Annotated in this window: 14 protein-coding genes; 5 read left to right on the top strand and 9 right to left on the bottom strand. The window is 41.1% G+C overall.

The features are described from left to right. Nucleotides 1-85: 85 nt before the first annotated feature. The 8 genes from ACTCNA_RS15720 to mazG form a co-directional block, all read right to left on the bottom strand. Nucleotides 86-460 (bottom strand): GxxExxY protein, encoded by a 375-nt coding sequence (locus ACTCNA_RS15720; RefSeq protein WP_462948885.1) that lies wholly within the window; start codon nucleotides 458-460, stop codon nucleotides 86-88. Nucleotides 461-547: 87 nt separating this feature from the next. Further along, complete coding sequence (locus ACTCNA_RS15715) at nucleotides 548-1768, bottom strand: metallophosphoesterase family protein (protein WP_462948884.1); 1221 nt, start codon at nucleotides 1766-1768, stop codon at nucleotides 548-550. A 72-nt stretch (nucleotides 1769-1840) separates the two neighbouring features. Beyond that, complete coding sequence (locus ACTCNA_RS15710) at nucleotides 1841-2659, bottom strand: ATP-dependent nuclease (protein ID WP_462948883.1); 819 nt, start codon at nucleotides 2657-2659, stop codon at nucleotides 1841-1843. Beyond that, complete coding sequence (locus tag ACTCNA_RS15705; protein ID WP_462948882.1) at nucleotides 2653-3456, bottom strand: AAA family ATPase; 804 nt, start codon at nucleotides 3454-3456, stop codon at nucleotides 2653-2655. The genes ACTCNA_RS15710 and ACTCNA_RS15705 overlap by 7 nt, the downstream gene beginning before the upstream one ends. A gap of 315 nt (nucleotides 3457-3771) precedes the next feature. Further along, nucleotides 3772-4653 carry a sce7726 family protein gene (locus tag ACTCNA_RS15700; protein ID WP_462948881.1) on the bottom strand — a complete coding sequence of 294 codons (882 nt, stop codon included), beginning with the start codon at nucleotides 4651-4653 and terminating at the stop codon, nucleotides 3772-3774. A 162-nt stretch (nucleotides 4654-4815) separates the two neighbouring features. Further along, a complete protein-coding gene (locus ACTCNA_RS15695) occupies nucleotides 4816-5226 on the bottom strand; it encodes a hypothetical protein (RefSeq protein ID WP_462948880.1) in 411 nt (136 codons plus the stop codon). A 36-nt stretch (nucleotides 5227-5262) separates the two neighbouring features. Further along, nucleotides 5263-5421 carry a hypothetical protein gene (locus ACTCNA_RS15690; protein WP_462948879.1) on the bottom strand — a complete coding sequence of 53 codons (159 nt, stop codon included), beginning with the start codon at nucleotides 5419-5421 and terminating at the stop codon, nucleotides 5263-5265. A 150-nt stretch (nucleotides 5422-5571) separates the two neighbouring features. Continuing rightward, on the bottom strand, nucleotides 5572-6393 hold the full coding sequence (gene mazG / locus ACTCNA_RS15685; RefSeq protein ID WP_462948878.1) for a nucleoside triphosphate pyrophosphohydrolase: 822 nt from the start codon (nucleotides 6391-6393) through the stop codon (nucleotides 5572-5574). Between the two features lie 134 nt (nucleotides 6394-6527). On the opposite strand from mazG, the gene ACTCNA_RS15680 reads away from it, so the two are divergent. From ACTCNA_RS15680 to ACTCNA_RS15665, 4 genes are all read left to right on the top strand, one after another. Beyond that, a complete protein-coding gene (locus ACTCNA_RS15680) occupies nucleotides 6528-7508 on the top strand; it encodes a PhoH family protein (protein WP_462948877.1) in 981 nt (326 codons plus the stop codon). A 46-nt stretch (nucleotides 7509-7554) separates the two neighbouring features. Next, nucleotides 7555-7959 carry a hypothetical protein gene (locus tag ACTCNA_RS15675; RefSeq protein WP_462948876.1) on the top strand — a complete coding sequence of 135 codons (405 nt, stop codon included), beginning with the start codon at nucleotides 7555-7557 and terminating at the stop codon, nucleotides 7957-7959. Between the two features lie 202 nt (nucleotides 7960-8161). Then, nucleotides 8162-9112 (top strand): phosphoribosylaminoimidazolesuccinocarboxamide synthase, encoded by a 951-nt coding sequence (locus ACTCNA_RS15670; protein ID WP_462948875.1) that lies wholly within the window; start codon nucleotides 8162-8164, stop codon nucleotides 9110-9112. Nucleotides 9113-9175: 63 nt separating this feature from the next. Further along, nucleotides 9176-9487 (top strand): TlpA family protein disulfide reductase, encoded by a 312-nt coding sequence (locus ACTCNA_RS15665; protein ID WP_462948874.1) that lies wholly within the window; start codon nucleotides 9176-9178, stop codon nucleotides 9485-9487. A 112-nt stretch (nucleotides 9488-9599) separates the two neighbouring features. Here ACTCNA_RS15665 and ACTCNA_RS15660 read toward each other — a convergent pair whose 3' ends face one another. Continuing rightward, entirely contained in the window at nucleotides 9600-10580 is a 981-nt protein-coding gene (locus ACTCNA_RS15660) for a M23 family metallopeptidase (protein WP_462948873.1), read from the bottom strand. 178 nt (nucleotides 10581-10758) lie between these two features. Between ACTCNA_RS15660 and alaS the strand changes: the two genes are divergently transcribed. Further along, nucleotides 10759-13383, top strand: a complete 2625-nt coding sequence (gene alaS, locus ACTCNA_RS15655; protein ID WP_462948872.1) for an alanine--tRNA ligase — start codon at nucleotides 10759-10761, stop codon at nucleotides 13381-13383. Nucleotides 13384-13655: the final 272 nt, after the last annotated feature.

Here is a 13655-nt window from a genome sequence, read left to right as displayed (position 1 = left end):
TTTTATTTTTTTTCCACCACAGATTACACGGATGGACACAGATTTATTTTTTCTCTGTGTATATCTGAGCTATCTGTGGTTATTTTTACATGATTATTCGTTTAATTCCTTTTTTCATATCTGTCACGTTGAAATTCATGAGCAATCCCAGTTTATGTTCTGATAATTTTAAATACGTCATGAGTTGCGCCTTATGAACTGGAGCCACTTCTTCTACAGCTTTTAATTCAACAATTACAGCATCCTCCACAAGTAAATCAATCCGGTATCCTGCATCCAGATGAATACCATCATAAACAACCGGCAATGGTTTCTGACGTTCCACTTTAAAACCTCTTTTCAAGAGTTCATATTCCAGGCAAATTTCATAGGTTGATTCCAGTAAACCTGGGCCAAGTTCTGAATGTACCTTATATGCAGCGCCAATTATTTCGTACGTGAGCTGATTAATTTTTTCCATTTTTTCGTTATTAATTTTTCACCACAGATTACACAGATGAGCACAGATTTGATCCTTTTCCTCTGTGTCAATCTGTGCTATCTGTGGTTAATCCTCTTCCGCCAGAATTTCCTTAAACAAATTCATTAAATCCTCATTTGGGTTCTGCCCCTTTTCGTGTTTGAAATAATCGCGGAAAAGTGCTTCCATACTTTGATTCAGGTCGATTTGCTTTTGCTGGCTGCCCACCAGGTTTTCTGCATCGGTTACTTCCGGTATGATGGCCACAATCCCCGGGTGAACGGCATTCAGTTTCCTTCTTTCTATTGCCGTTAAAAACGTATCGGTGACCAGCGTCAATTCAACCAACGCATCCTGATTTTCGGTCAGCCACTGCATTGCCTCTTCCAATCCTTCGGTACGTTTCCTCAACAAACGTTTTCCTTTGGTCAGTTCAACCTCCCGCACTTTCGCCGTTTCGCCCGGTTCCGCTTCAATGATTAATGCATACTTTTTCTGATTGGCCTCGGCAAAACTGTACGACAGCGGGCTGCCGCCATAATAAACCGGACAGGGTGCTGTATCTACCCGGTGCATCCGGTGCAGGTGCCCCAGTGCCGTATATTGAATTTGCTTTGGAATATTTTCAGTAAAAATTGCCTGAGCTCCGCCCACATGCAAAATGGGCTTTTCATCCTCCGGTTCTTCCGGCAGTTCGTCGCCTTTTTTCACCATAAACAAATGTGAAACCAAGATATTCACCCCTGTTTCGTTGCAATATTGGTCGGCCAGTTTTTGCCATTTCTCCTGAAGGACAGTCCGCAATTCTTCTACGCTGTTTTCCTGTCCGAGAAAAGTTTTCAGCCGGTATTCGTTGGCATAAGACGTGTGCAAAATTCGGAGCGGAATGCTTGTTCCCGGAAGCTGCAACTCCAGAAAACCTTCGTTGCTTTGCAAAACTTTGAGGCTGGAATCCAGCTCAAACGGGGCAATTACCGAATTGGGATAACCGGCAAAGATAATCCCGCACTCACGGGCCAGCGGATCGGGTGCCTCGATGCGGTCGGGCGAATCGTGGTTGCCTGCAATGGCAATTACCGGACGCTGTCCCTCGGCAGCCAAACGTTTTAAAGTTTTGTAAAACAAGTCAACCGCTTCGGTAGGCGGATTAAACGTATCGAACAAATCGCCCGCCACCAGTACGGCCTCAACCTGTTCCCGTTCCGCTATTTCACAAATTTCCTGCAAAACGGCCTGCTGTTCTTCCATTCGCGAAAAATCATCGAGCCGTTTGCCGAGGTGCCAGTCGGATGTATGGAGTAGTTTCATAATTTTTAATTCAGTAATTATTTACTTTTTTAAAACATACAATTTATTAGTAAATAACATAGAAGAAGATAATTACGGCACATATTCATTGAAAATTTCTTTCATTTTAATTCTCCACTTTTCTGGTATGTCAGTCCATTCGTCACCCCATTTTTGTGTCTCTAAATATGCTTTAAAGGGTTTTTCAGAAATCGCTGTGTAACCAATTTCATCCTCAACGTTTTCATGCATCATTACCACTTTCCCATTTTCCCCTATTGCTTGAGCTATAGGCTCATTAAACTTCTCAGCTCCTTTAACACCTCCATCTCTATCATGTACAACTATTGGCTTTAATCCCATAGCTGTTAAATATTTAACCAAACCAATTATGGCAGCTTTCCCTCGTGCTTTAATAACTTCAAAGGAGGAAACTAATTTTAAAAAATCTTCCTTTGGTAACTTGCTCAAAGTTTCTCTGATTAAAATATCCTCAGTATCACCTTCAACAATTACAATATTCTTTGTAAAAAAAACTCGTGCTATGTAATCATCAATTTTCATTAGCATTTTCACATAATCTTTATCTTCACCTTGTAAGATTTTAAATGTATCAGTTACAGTAAATGACTCACTAGCTATTGTGCTTCCGGCTTCTTGTAGTCGATTTAGAACTTGCCTTGGTTTTCTTGAAATATCAATTATGTAAGGTGAGTGGGTTGAAGCTACTATTTGAGAATTAGAACTGCTTAAATCGTAGATGGCATCTCTCATTTGATTTGCAGCACTAGGATGAAGATAAATCTCTGGCTCTTCAAAACAAATTATTAATGATCGTGCATTTTCATCCTCTCTTTTTGATAACCACTTCTGCCTAAACCTAAGCATTCCAAAAACAGCAGCCCTCACCATTCCAGTACCTTGATTTTGAACAGGATATCAAGATACTCTTGTGCTGATTTGAAATTATCAGAACTTTCTCTTACTGTATCAAAAAGTTCATTTAAAGTTTTTCCCAATACTCCTTTACTCGTTCCCTCAATTTCATTGATTGCTGTATCTACTGGTATAAGTAAAAATATAGGAAGCATTTTTAAGACATTTCCAGGTATTCCACCTAGATTTTGGAACCATTCTTCTTCATCCTCTAATTGCCATATTTCATCGATTGAATCAAGTTTTTCTTGTGCAGATTTACTTTTCCCAATTGCTTTATCTAAATCTGGAAATAATTCTTGTATGATTTCAACATCTATTCCTTTATCGATGTAATCCTGGGGTTTCTTACAATCTTCAAATTCGGTTTTTAGTTCTCTTCTTTTAGATTTAAATTCAATTATAACATCAATACCGAGATTGAAGGTTTTTCTGTATGTTACAGACAAACCAGTTTCATTATCAGTTTCATAATTGAAGATTCTACCTTTAAACCCTCTCCAATTCTTAGCCTCTTCTGGTAAATTCCTAAATTCTCCTTCAATAACTATTTTAGTAGTATCAGGCTTTGTTTCACCTGTATCCTCATCAACAATTGAGTAAAAATCAGCACTATCCAATTGTTTTTTGACTGACAATAAAATTTCGATGGCTTTCAGGATTGAACTTTTACCAGAATTATTCTGACCAATAAGAAATGTTGCATCACCTAGAAATATTTCAACATTTTTAAGTCTTCTAAATCCCTCGATTTTTAATCTATGTAATCTCATTTTTTTAAATTAATTGTGAAATGACATTTAACGTTATTGTTTGAATATTTCTATTAAACCACTTATATTTAATTATTTAACAAGACTTGTAAGTCGAAGATTTATTTCTTTCTACACATCCTCAAAAACTCATCCTCAAAAACCAACCGAATATCGCAACCTTGTGCAATTAATTGTTCAATTTTCTTCATTTTGGAAGGACCGGGAGCAGAGCCTGTAACGACAAAATTGGTTCGTTTGGTGATGGAAGTATCGATATCGGCTCCCAGCTTTTTTTATCACACAGGCTGTTTCTTTTCTGTCAATACATAGTGATTAAAGGTTTATCGGTTCATTAAGTTTGGATATTATTTTTTGATATTTTCTTTCGTCGAGTTGCATCGCTAAAGCAAGCTGTCTCAATTCCTTTTTAAAATGCTTCAAAGAAGATGTGTTTGATTTTCTGGTTTTAACTTCGTTCAAAAATAACTGCCGTAATTGCAATGGTGGAATTTTTTTCATTAATTGAGAACAAATTTCGAACATGTTAAAACTGTTCATATCAGGCAGTTCACCATAAAATTTTGAAACTATATTTTTATATTCTGATGTCCTGATGCAACGCATTAAAGTATCAGGATCAATATTATCATTTTTTTTAGCTTTTCTGATTTCTGTCATTCTAACCGTCCGGGGCAGTTTATTTAGCGCTATCACACCGAGTGAATCATTTTCGTCTAAATATTTATCAGCTAATGTTACATCAGTAATTATGTAACATTGGTCAAAAATTTTAGTGTAGTCGGCTATTTGACCTTGCAACCGTCGATTACTATCCAACTCTGTTTTAATCTCAAAGGCTTTGCTTGAACCATTAAACAAAACAATATCGGCTATTGAATTTCCAACCTTGAATTCATTAATTGCAATTGTGTCTTTAACCCCATATTTTTTTAAAAGCAAGTCATTAATGAATGAATTTTTATAGTAATATTCATTCCGGTACTTTTTACTTAATTCGGAGTACACATATTGGATATAATCAATGTAGGTTATAAATTCTCCAGCTTGCAATTTGTTCTCGTCGAAACGCTTGATTTTAGAATCAATAAACTCTCGACCATTTCCCTTTAACAATTTTGAAAATGAGGTTGACGAAAATATTGTAGAATAACTTCGCATTCGTTCCAACTCCGTATATCCGCCAATTGATTTCATTTCTGGAATTTGATTTAAAAACAAATTTATATAAACCTATTAACAAATCAAAAATAGAATATTGAAAGTTTCTACAATGGCCAAACCAATCTGGCAGATGTTCCAGCGCTTGCCATTGGCTGTTTCCACATCAATAGCTACAAGATTCATTTTTGTTAAAAGTTAGGTTAAAACAATTCGTTCATTATTTTCAGCAATCATACCTTTCTGAAATGCATGTTCAATTCCTGTTTTCATTGCCTGCTCCACATTTCCGCCCAGTCGTGCATAGCCAAACAAACGGGCTGTTTCTTTCACCAAATCGTCGGCGGGCAAACTAATTTGGTTGGTTAAAATTTCAGGATGATTAGGAGTTACAAAAGCAGCAGCCATTTCAGGCAATACCCTTATTCCATTCCATTGGCCAAAGGCTAAAACATCTACGGGATAAATCTTTTGAAAAATCAAATCTTCCCCGGCAGAAATGGTTAGACTGATTTCTCCTGTTATTTTCTCTGTAAGCTCCGATAGAAAACGTGAAAAAAGTCTGAAATCGTGCACTTCGATTGTTAAGCTCTGATTTGACGGTATCACGTCAATGTGATGTTCCCAGGTATTTGCGAACTCAGGTTAGCATTCAATCTTAACCTGAACATCAGCAAGATCATTATCTGACAGATTTTCAATACTTAATTTTCTGGCTAATGAAACTTTGTTTTGCTGAATAGCATAGTTTACAACAGGGGTAAATAAAAACTCAATTTTAGGATTAATTTTTGTTTCAGTCATGGTTTTTGGCTGTCAAGAAGTTTTAAAAGTATGGATTAGCTTCTATATCATAAGACTATAAAATTGAAAAAATAACAAACAGCAATTTTACTAACAATACCTTATCAAAATAACATACCCCCTTACAACATTATTCACAAAAGACGCACACTAGCGCGTCTGGAACTCCTTCCCTTTGGGGGAAGGCTGGGATGGGACTTCTTCTTTCTTCGCCTCTTCCCAGTATTTATCCATCTCAGCCAGGCTCATTTCGTGCAGGTCTTTTCCTTTCATCAGGGTTTGGCTTTCAAGGTAATTGAACCGTTTCATAAATTTCAGGTTGGTGCGTTCAAGAGCTGCTTCGGGATCCACGCCATACAGACGGGCGGCATTCACCATTGCAAAAAACAGGTCGCCAAACTCGGCTTCAATTTTATCTTTGTCCACCTGCTCAATTTCGTGGGCCAGTTCATCCACTTCTTCTTTCACTTTGTCCCAAACCTGCTCTTTGTATTCCCAGTCGAAACCCACACCGCTGGCCTTTTCCTGAATACGGTTGGCTTTTACCAGGGCAGGCATCGCAGCAGGCACTCCTTCCAAAACCCGTTTGTTGCCGCCTTTTTCTTTCAGTTTCAGCGCCTCCCAGTTTTCTTCCACTTTTTTAGGCGAACCGTCCACATCCACCTCGCCAAAAACATGCGGATGCCGATAAACCAGCTTTTCGTTGATTCCTTCCAGCACATCACCCATGTGGAAAGCCCCTTTTTCGGAACCGATTTTCGCATAGAAAACAATGTGCAGCATCAAATCGCCCAATTCTTTTTTTATCTCCTGCAAATCGTTTTTCAGTATCGCATCTGCCAGTTCATACGTCTCTTCAATCGTGAGTTTTCGAAGTGACTCAAGCGTTTGCTTTTTATCCCAGGGACATTTCTCGCGCAGTTCATCCATTATTTCGAGCAGCTCTTTGAAAGCTTCCAGTTTCTTTTGCATTGTATCTCATTTTGTTTCAACTTCCGAAATTAACGATTCTGTAAAACTTCAAACTGATTTATGGAGTTTTGTTGTTCACATTTTAAAATCAATTTATTTTGTAATTTTGAAATGAATAACTAAAAAATTATTGCTTGGAGAAACAAATTTATTTGGAAGGGATTGACCCGCTGGAATTTTTTGGGATTAACAATGCAAAAATGAACCTCATCAAAACATTGTTTCCAAAAATTAAAATTACCGCTCGTGGCAATGCACTTTACATACAGGGAGAAGAAAAAGAAATTAAATTGTTTGAAAAGAAGTTTGCCCTCCTTCTCGATCATTATTCTCAGTTTAATGTGCTCACCGAAGAAATTATCCTGCAGATCATGGCTACCGGCATCTCGTCGATGGAAGAAGGCAGTGCCGCCGAAAAAGACATCATTGTTTTTGGGAACAGTGGAAAGCCGGTACGGGCGCGTACTCCCAACCAGCGAAAACTCACGGAGGAAAGCCTGAAAAACGACCTGGTTTTTGCCATCGGCCCGGCCGGAACGGGAAAAACTTATACGGCAATTGCCCTGGCAGTACGGGCACTGAAGAACCGTGAAATCAAAAAAATTATCCTGAGTCGCCCGGCGGTGGAAGCGGGTGAAAACCTCGGATTTTTGCCGGGTGATTTGAAAGAGAAAATCGATCCTTATCTTCAGCCGCTTTATGACGCACTTCAGGATATGATTCCCCCGCGAAAACTGGAAGAATTTCTGCGCGACGGAGTCATACAGATTGCCCCGCTGGCTTTCATGCGCGGCCGCACGCTGAGCAATGCGTTTGTTATTCTCGACGAAGCACAAAATACCACCGTCAACCAGCTAAAGATGTTCCTTACCCGTATGGGGTTGAATGCCAGGTTTATCATCACGGGCGACATCACCCAAATTGACCTGCCGCGACGCAGCAATTCAGGATTGGTGTTTGCCATGAAAATATTGAAGAACATTGAATCGATTTCAGTTGTCGAATTCAACAAAAAAGACATCGTTCGGCACCGCCTGGTGCGCGACATTGTGGAGGCGTACGACAAACATGCCGAAGAAAAAGAAGAGAAAAGAGTTCCCCGAATTAACGAATAATGACTTTTATAAAAATCAAAAACGAAAAGTTGATTATCTTTGAAATATGGAGGATTTTATTGACAATATTAGCATATCTAACTTTAAATCGATAAGGAATTTAAATATAGAAGGATTAACACGAATTAATCTCTTTATTGGTAAACCCAACGTGGGTAAATCGAACATTCTGGAGGCTTTTGGGATGTTTAGTTTGCCCTATTTAGAATTGAATCCAAACAAAAAATTTTCTTCTTTTATTCGAATTGAAAATCAAAATGAAATCTTTTCCGATGGTATTTTTGAAAATCAAATCATACTAAAAACAAATATTGGTAATTGTACAATTACTAACAACCCTGATTATAAAAATCCTGAAACAGTGGCAAACAAACTGACGAAGGAAGATTTAGATGACATTTACGGTTACGGCATCGATTTATTTACCAATTACGAAACATTTCTGAAATGAAGGTGAATTATTCAATCATTCCTGAATGTTATGCTGATACCAACCTTATTGAAACAATCCTAACCTGAGACAATTGTTTACAGAAATGAAAAACAAAAATGCACCGCAAATTGTAACCCTTTCAAAATGGATCTCATACTTAAAAGAAATGAATTACGACGCGAAAATCGAAGAATTAAAAACAATTTAAAATAAAACAACAATGAGCAAAGCATTAACAAAAACAGATTATCATTTTCCCCACCAGAAAAGTGTGTATCACGGGAAAGTGCGCGACGTGTATAACGTAGATGACGATATCCTTGTAATGGTAGCCACCGACCGCATTTCGGCCTTCGATGTGGTACTGCCCAAAGGAATTCCTTTCAAAGGACAGGTGCTGAACCAGATTGCCGAAAAATTCCTGGATGCCACGGCTGATATTGTTCCCAACTGGAAAATTGATTCGCCCGACCCGAATGTTACAGTGGGCCACATGTGCCAACCTTACAAGGTAGAAATGGTTATCCGCGGCTACCTTACCGGCCATGCCTGGCGCGAGTACCGCGACGGTAAACGGTCGATTTGCGGAGTACCGCTGCCCGACGGAATGGTTGAAAACCAAAAGTTCGACCAGCCGATAATTACACCCACAACCAAAGCTGACGAAGGTCACGATGAAGACATTTCGCGCGATGAAATTATTGCCCAGGGACTGGTTGACAAAGCTGAGTATGAAATGCTGGAGGATTACACCCGCAAACTATTTGAACGCGGGACAAAAATGGCTGCCGAAAAAGGATTAATACTGGTGGATACCAAATACGAATTCGGTAAAAATGACGACAAAATTTATCTCATCGACGAAATCCACACACCCGACTCGTCGCGCTATTTTTATGCTGATGGCTATGAAGAACGCCTGGCCAAAGGCGAACCCCAAAAACAGCTGTCAAAAGAGTTCGTTCGTCAGTGGCTCATCGAGAATGGTTTCCAGGGAAAAGAAGGCCAGCAAATTCCGGAGATGACCGACGAGTTTGTCAATTCCGTTTCTGACCGCTACATCGAGCTGTTTGAAAAAATTACCGGCGACAATTTTATGAAATCAGATACCTCAAAAATAAGTAAACGAATTGAAATTGCTGTTACCGAATTCTTAATGGGGCAAGTTTAAAATTTATAGAAGTCATGGCACCACTCAAAGTGGTGCCATGACTATATGATAAGAACCCGAAATATGAAATCATCTTCTCTACTGACAATCATTTTGTTTTTATTTGCTTTCAACCTCAACGCACAGGACGAATTCACTTTTGTTAAAGAAGGCCAAAAAGCCCCGGATTTTACCATTACGCTTGAAAACGGCGAAACAAAATCGTTCTCCGAATTGAAAGGGAAAGTGGTCTGGATCGACTTTTTTGCCACCTGGTGCCCTCCCTGCCGGAAAGAACTACCTCACCTCGAGGAAGCTGTTTACGAAGCATTCAAAAACCGCAATGATTTTGAGTTGCTTGTAATCGGGGCGCGAACACAGTTGGGAAGAAATTAACAAATTCAAAGCAGACAATAATTACACACTTCCGTTTTATCCATTTGTGCATTTTTTTTGATTTTGGGTGGCATTTTTAACAAGTTGGGTTAAGTTACTATAGTACAGTACTTTAGTCCAGTGTCTGGCCAATGTTCGACGAAATCGCAATCATTCTTTCATACTCCTGCGGAGTGAGGTCTTTAAAGTAGTAGTAGTGCGGATTTACGGCGCTGCCATTTCGGTGCACTTCGTAGTGCAGGTGCGGTGCGGTGGAGCCGCCGGTGTTGCCTACGTAACCTATAACATCGCCCCTTTTGACTTCCTGGCCAACTCTTACGTTAAATCCATTCAGGTGGGCGTAAATAGTTTCGTAACCATAGCCGTGGTCAACTGTAACCACCAGTCCATATCCCGAACGGCTGCGTTTCGACCCTTTTACTTCGGTTACCTTCCCATCGCCCGTGGCATATACCGGTGTTCCTACCGGAGAAGTAAAATCCATTCCGTAATGAAATTTCCGTACTTTGTAAATAGGATGCATGCGGTAGCCCCAACCACTGGCAGTTCGTTTTAAATCTTCGTTGGAGACGGGCATAATGGCCGGGATGCTGGCCAGCATCTTCTCTTTGCTTAGCGCCAGTTCCAGCACTTCGTCATACGACTTCGACTGGATGTAAGCCTCTTTCGCAACAATGTCCAGTTTTTTTGCTGTTTCAATAATCAGCTCCGAATTGTCCAGGCTTTCAAGGTGTGAGTATTTGTTGCTTCCCCCAAAACCTGCTTTGCGTACCGATGAAGGAATGGGCTCTGCTTCAAAAATAACCCGGTAAATATTGTCGTCGCGCTGCTGCAGCTCGGCCAGCACCTGCTCAACACGTTCAATGTCGCGCGACATTAATTCGTACTGTGTTAAAAGCCGCTGGTTTTCTCTTTTCAGCGCTTTGGAGCGTGGTGTTTCGTAAAAATTCAGAAAAATTACCACCATGATAATAGCCAGCGCGAGACTGCTGGAGAGATAAGTAAGTATCTTTCCCAGTTTCTCTTTCGTTGAAATCCCCACACGTTCGTAGCTTAGTGTGTTGGGATTAAATTTGTATTTCTTTTTGGCCATATTCTCTCGGCTAATTTTAATTATCCGTAACAAGCAAAATTAATTAAAACCTCTAACTTTGCAAGAATTTTAAAAACCCGTTAATTTTCACGGTGCAAAAATAAACAAATAACTTTCAGACAGACAATTTGTTTACTTTGCTTTAAAGAAAATTAACAAAATAACAGGAAAGAAAAGGATGAAACGAACTTCAAAAGAGATACGAAAGGCATTTCTCGATTTTTTTAAAGAAAAAGAGCATCAGATTGTACAATCGGCACCAATGGTGGTAAAAGGCGATCCCACACTGATGTTTACCAACGCCGGGATGAACCAGTTTAAAGACCAGTTTCTGGGCAATGAACCGGTGAAATGGCCGCGGGTGGCCGATACCCAGAAATGCCTGCGTGTTTCGGGCAAGCACAACGATTTGGAAGAAGTGGGCCTCGATACGTATCATCACACCATGTTCGAGATGCTGGGCAACTGGTCGTTTGGCGATTATTTCAAAGAAGAAGCCATTGACTGGGCCTGGGAATTTTTGGTGAAACGAATGGGAATTTCAGGCGACCGTTTGTATGCCACTGTTTTTGAAGGCAGCAGCGACGATAACCTGGAGCGTGACTCGGAAGCCGTTTCTTACTGGGAAAAGCACCTGCCGAAAGGTCGCATCCTCGATGGCAATAAAAAAGATAACTTCTGGGAAATGGGCGACACCGGTCCGTGCGGCCCCTGTTCCGAAATTCATGTGGATTTGCGCAGCGAAGCAGAAATTGCAAAAGTTCCCGGCCACGTGCTGGTAAATAAAGATCATCCGCTGGTGATTGAAATCTGGAATCTGGTATTTATCCAGTTTAACCGGAAAGCCGACGGCAGTTTGGTTAATTTGCCAAGCAAACACGTGGACACCGGAATGGGATTCGAGCGCCTCTGCATGGTGCTGCAGGATGTGACTTCGAATTACGATACCGATATTTTTCAGAATATAATTGGTGAGATTGAAAAACTGAGCGGCAAAAAGTATGGCGAAGACCCAAAAACCGACATTGCCATGCGTGTGGTTTCCGACCACCTGCGGGCAGTAGCTTTTGCCATTGCCGACGGTCAATTACCGTCGAACAACAAAGCGGGTTACGTGATTCGCCGGATTTTGCGGCGCGCGGTGCGATACGGTTATACGTTCCTCGGTTTCAAAGAACCGTTTATTTGCAAACTGGTTGAAATGTTGAAAATAACAATGGGCGAATCGTTCCCAGAACTGGGCGCCCAGCAGCAACTGATTGAAAAGGTGATTAAAGAAGAAGAGGAGTCGTTCCTGCGCACGCTTTCAACCGGGATAAAACTGTTAGATGATATCATCGCCAAAACCAAAAAGGAAAAAGAGACGCAAATTCCCGGGAAAGATGTTTTTGTGCTGTATGATACATTCGGATTTCCGGTGGACCTGACCGGTTTGATTGCCCGCGAAAACGGACTGGAAATCGATACCGAGGGATTTCAGAAAGAGATGGAAGCGCAGAAAAGCCGTTCGCGGAACGCTGCCCAACTGGAAACCGGCGACTGGGTTGAAATCGGGAAAATCGACCAAACAATATTTTTGGGCTACGATACAACTGAAGCCGAAGTGCGGATTGCCCGCTACCGGAAAGTCACCCAGAAGAAAAAATCGTTTTATCAACTGGTATTCGACCAGACCCCGTTTTACGGCGAGTCGGGCGGCCAGGTGGGCGACACCGGCTACATTGAGTCGGATGGCGAAAAGGTAACCATTTTCGATACACAGAAAGAAAACAACCTGATTGTGCATCTTGCCAAGGAATTGCCTTCGAATCCTGAAAGTCATTTCAGGGCGGTGGTGAACACGGAAAAACGTTTGGAAACAGCCAACAACCACACCGCCACGCACCTGTTGCACGCCGCTTTGCGCGAAGTGCTGGGCACGCACGTAGAACAAAAAGGTTCGCTCGTAAATGCCGACCACCTGCGGTTCGATTTCTCCCATTTTCAGAAAATAACTGATGAGGAAATCGAGAAGGTGGAAGCCATTGTCAATGAAAAAATCCGCGCCAACACGCCGCAGGAAGAAAACCGCGAAATGCCCATAGAAGATGCCAAAAAAATGGGCGCCATGATGCTGTTCGGTGAGAAATACGGCGATGCGGTGCGTGTGGTTAAATTTGGCGACTCGGTGGAATTGTGCGGCGGGACCCACGTGGCAGCCACCGGGCAAATCGGGTTGTTCAAAATAGTTTCGGAAAGTGCGGTTGCCGCGGGAGTGCGACGCATTGAGGCGATTACCGGCCACCACGCCGAAAAATATGTGAACGACCAGCTAAAAACGCTCGACAGTATTCGCGAGACAGTGAAAGGCTCGAAAGATATCCTGGGCAGTGTAATGAACCTGCTTCAGGAAAATACCGAGCTTTCGAAAAAGATTGAAGCTTTTGGCCGTGAGCGGTTAAAAATTCTGAAAGCCAACCTGAAAAGCAAAGTGCTGCTCGAAAACGGGGTAAATATTATTGCGGAAAAGGTGGATATTGATAATGAGGGTATGCTGAAAGATTTGGCTTTCCAGTTTAAAGGCGAAATCGATAACCTCTTTTTGGTACTGGGTGCCGAAATTAACGGCAAACCTAACTTAACGGTGATGATTTCGGAAAATCTCGTCGATGAAAAAGGACTGAACGCCGGTCAGATTGTGCGCGAAGCAGGAAAAGAAATAAAAGGTGGTGGTGGCGGCCAGCCGTTTTATGCCACTGCCGGTGGAAAAGATCCGTCGGGAATCCCGGCTGCCATCGAAAAAGCATTGTCGTTTTTGCAGTAGGTTGCATGCATAGGAGTTGGACTTTATCAAGTACAACTGTTGGAGATGGAATCTCCAACTCCCAAAAAGAAGAACCGTTCATTCCAAGTCAAAAAGAGGGAACGGTTTTTTTAGCGATAAAAAAAATCATATTGAGTTTGCTACCTCGACGAAAGGGGATTTTAAAGAAATTTAAAAGCCTGTAAGTCGTTTGATTTACAGGCTTTTCTGTTTTTTTGTCATATCAATTCAATTCAATAAACAACAGGTAACGCCGGAAAATATCAAAGCCC

The sequence above is a fragment of the Tangfeifania sp. genome (genome assembly GCF_055108615.1).
Note: the sequence above shows the minus strand (reverse complement) of the source record. Positions and strands in the feature narration are given on the sequence as shown.

Excerpts from the sequence above, each read along its gene's own strand:
- ACTCNA_RS15720 (WP_462948885.1), bottom strand. The coding sequence starts at position 460 with ATGGAAAAAATTAATCAGCTCACGTACGAAATAATTGGCGCTGCATAT.
- ACTCNA_RS15715 (WP_462948884.1), bottom strand. The coding sequence starts at position 1,768 with ATGAAACTACTCCATACATCCGACTGGCACCTCGGCAAACGGCTCGAT.
- ACTCNA_RS15710 (WP_462948883.1), bottom strand. The coding sequence starts at position 2,659 with ATGGTGAGGGCTGCTGTTTTTGGAATGCTTAGGTTTAGGCAGAAGTGG.
- ACTCNA_RS15705 (WP_462948882.1), bottom strand. The coding sequence starts at position 3,456 with ATGAGATTACATAGATTAAAAATCGAGGGATTTAGAAGACTTAAAAAT.
- ACTCNA_RS15700 (WP_462948881.1), bottom strand. The coding sequence starts at position 4,653 with ATGAAATCAATTGGCGGATATACGGAGTTGGAACGAATGCGAAGTTAT.
- ACTCNA_RS15690 (WP_462948879.1), bottom strand. The coding sequence starts at position 5,421 with ATGACTGAAACAAAAATTAATCCTAAAATTGAGTTTTTATTTACCCCT.
- mazG (WP_462948878.1), bottom strand. The coding sequence starts at position 6,393 with ATGCAAAAGAAACTGGAAGCTTTCAAAGAGCTGCTCGAAATAATGGAT.
- ACTCNA_RS15675 (WP_462948876.1), top strand. The coding sequence starts at position 7,555 with ATGGAGGATTTTATTGACAATATTAGCATATCTAACTTTAAATCGATA.
- ACTCNA_RS15670 (WP_462948875.1), top strand. The coding sequence starts at position 8,162 with ATGAGCAAAGCATTAACAAAAACAGATTATCATTTTCCCCACCAGAAA.
- ACTCNA_RS15665 (WP_462948874.1), top strand. The coding sequence starts at position 9,176 with ATGAAATCATCTTCTCTACTGACAATCATTTTGTTTTTATTTGCTTTC.
- ACTCNA_RS15660 (WP_462948873.1), bottom strand. The coding sequence starts at position 10,580 with ATGGCCAAAAAGAAATACAAATTTAATCCCAACACACTAAGCTACGAA.
- alaS (WP_462948872.1), top strand. The coding sequence starts at position 10,759 with ATGAAACGAACTTCAAAAGAGATACGAAAGGCATTTCTCGATTTTTTT.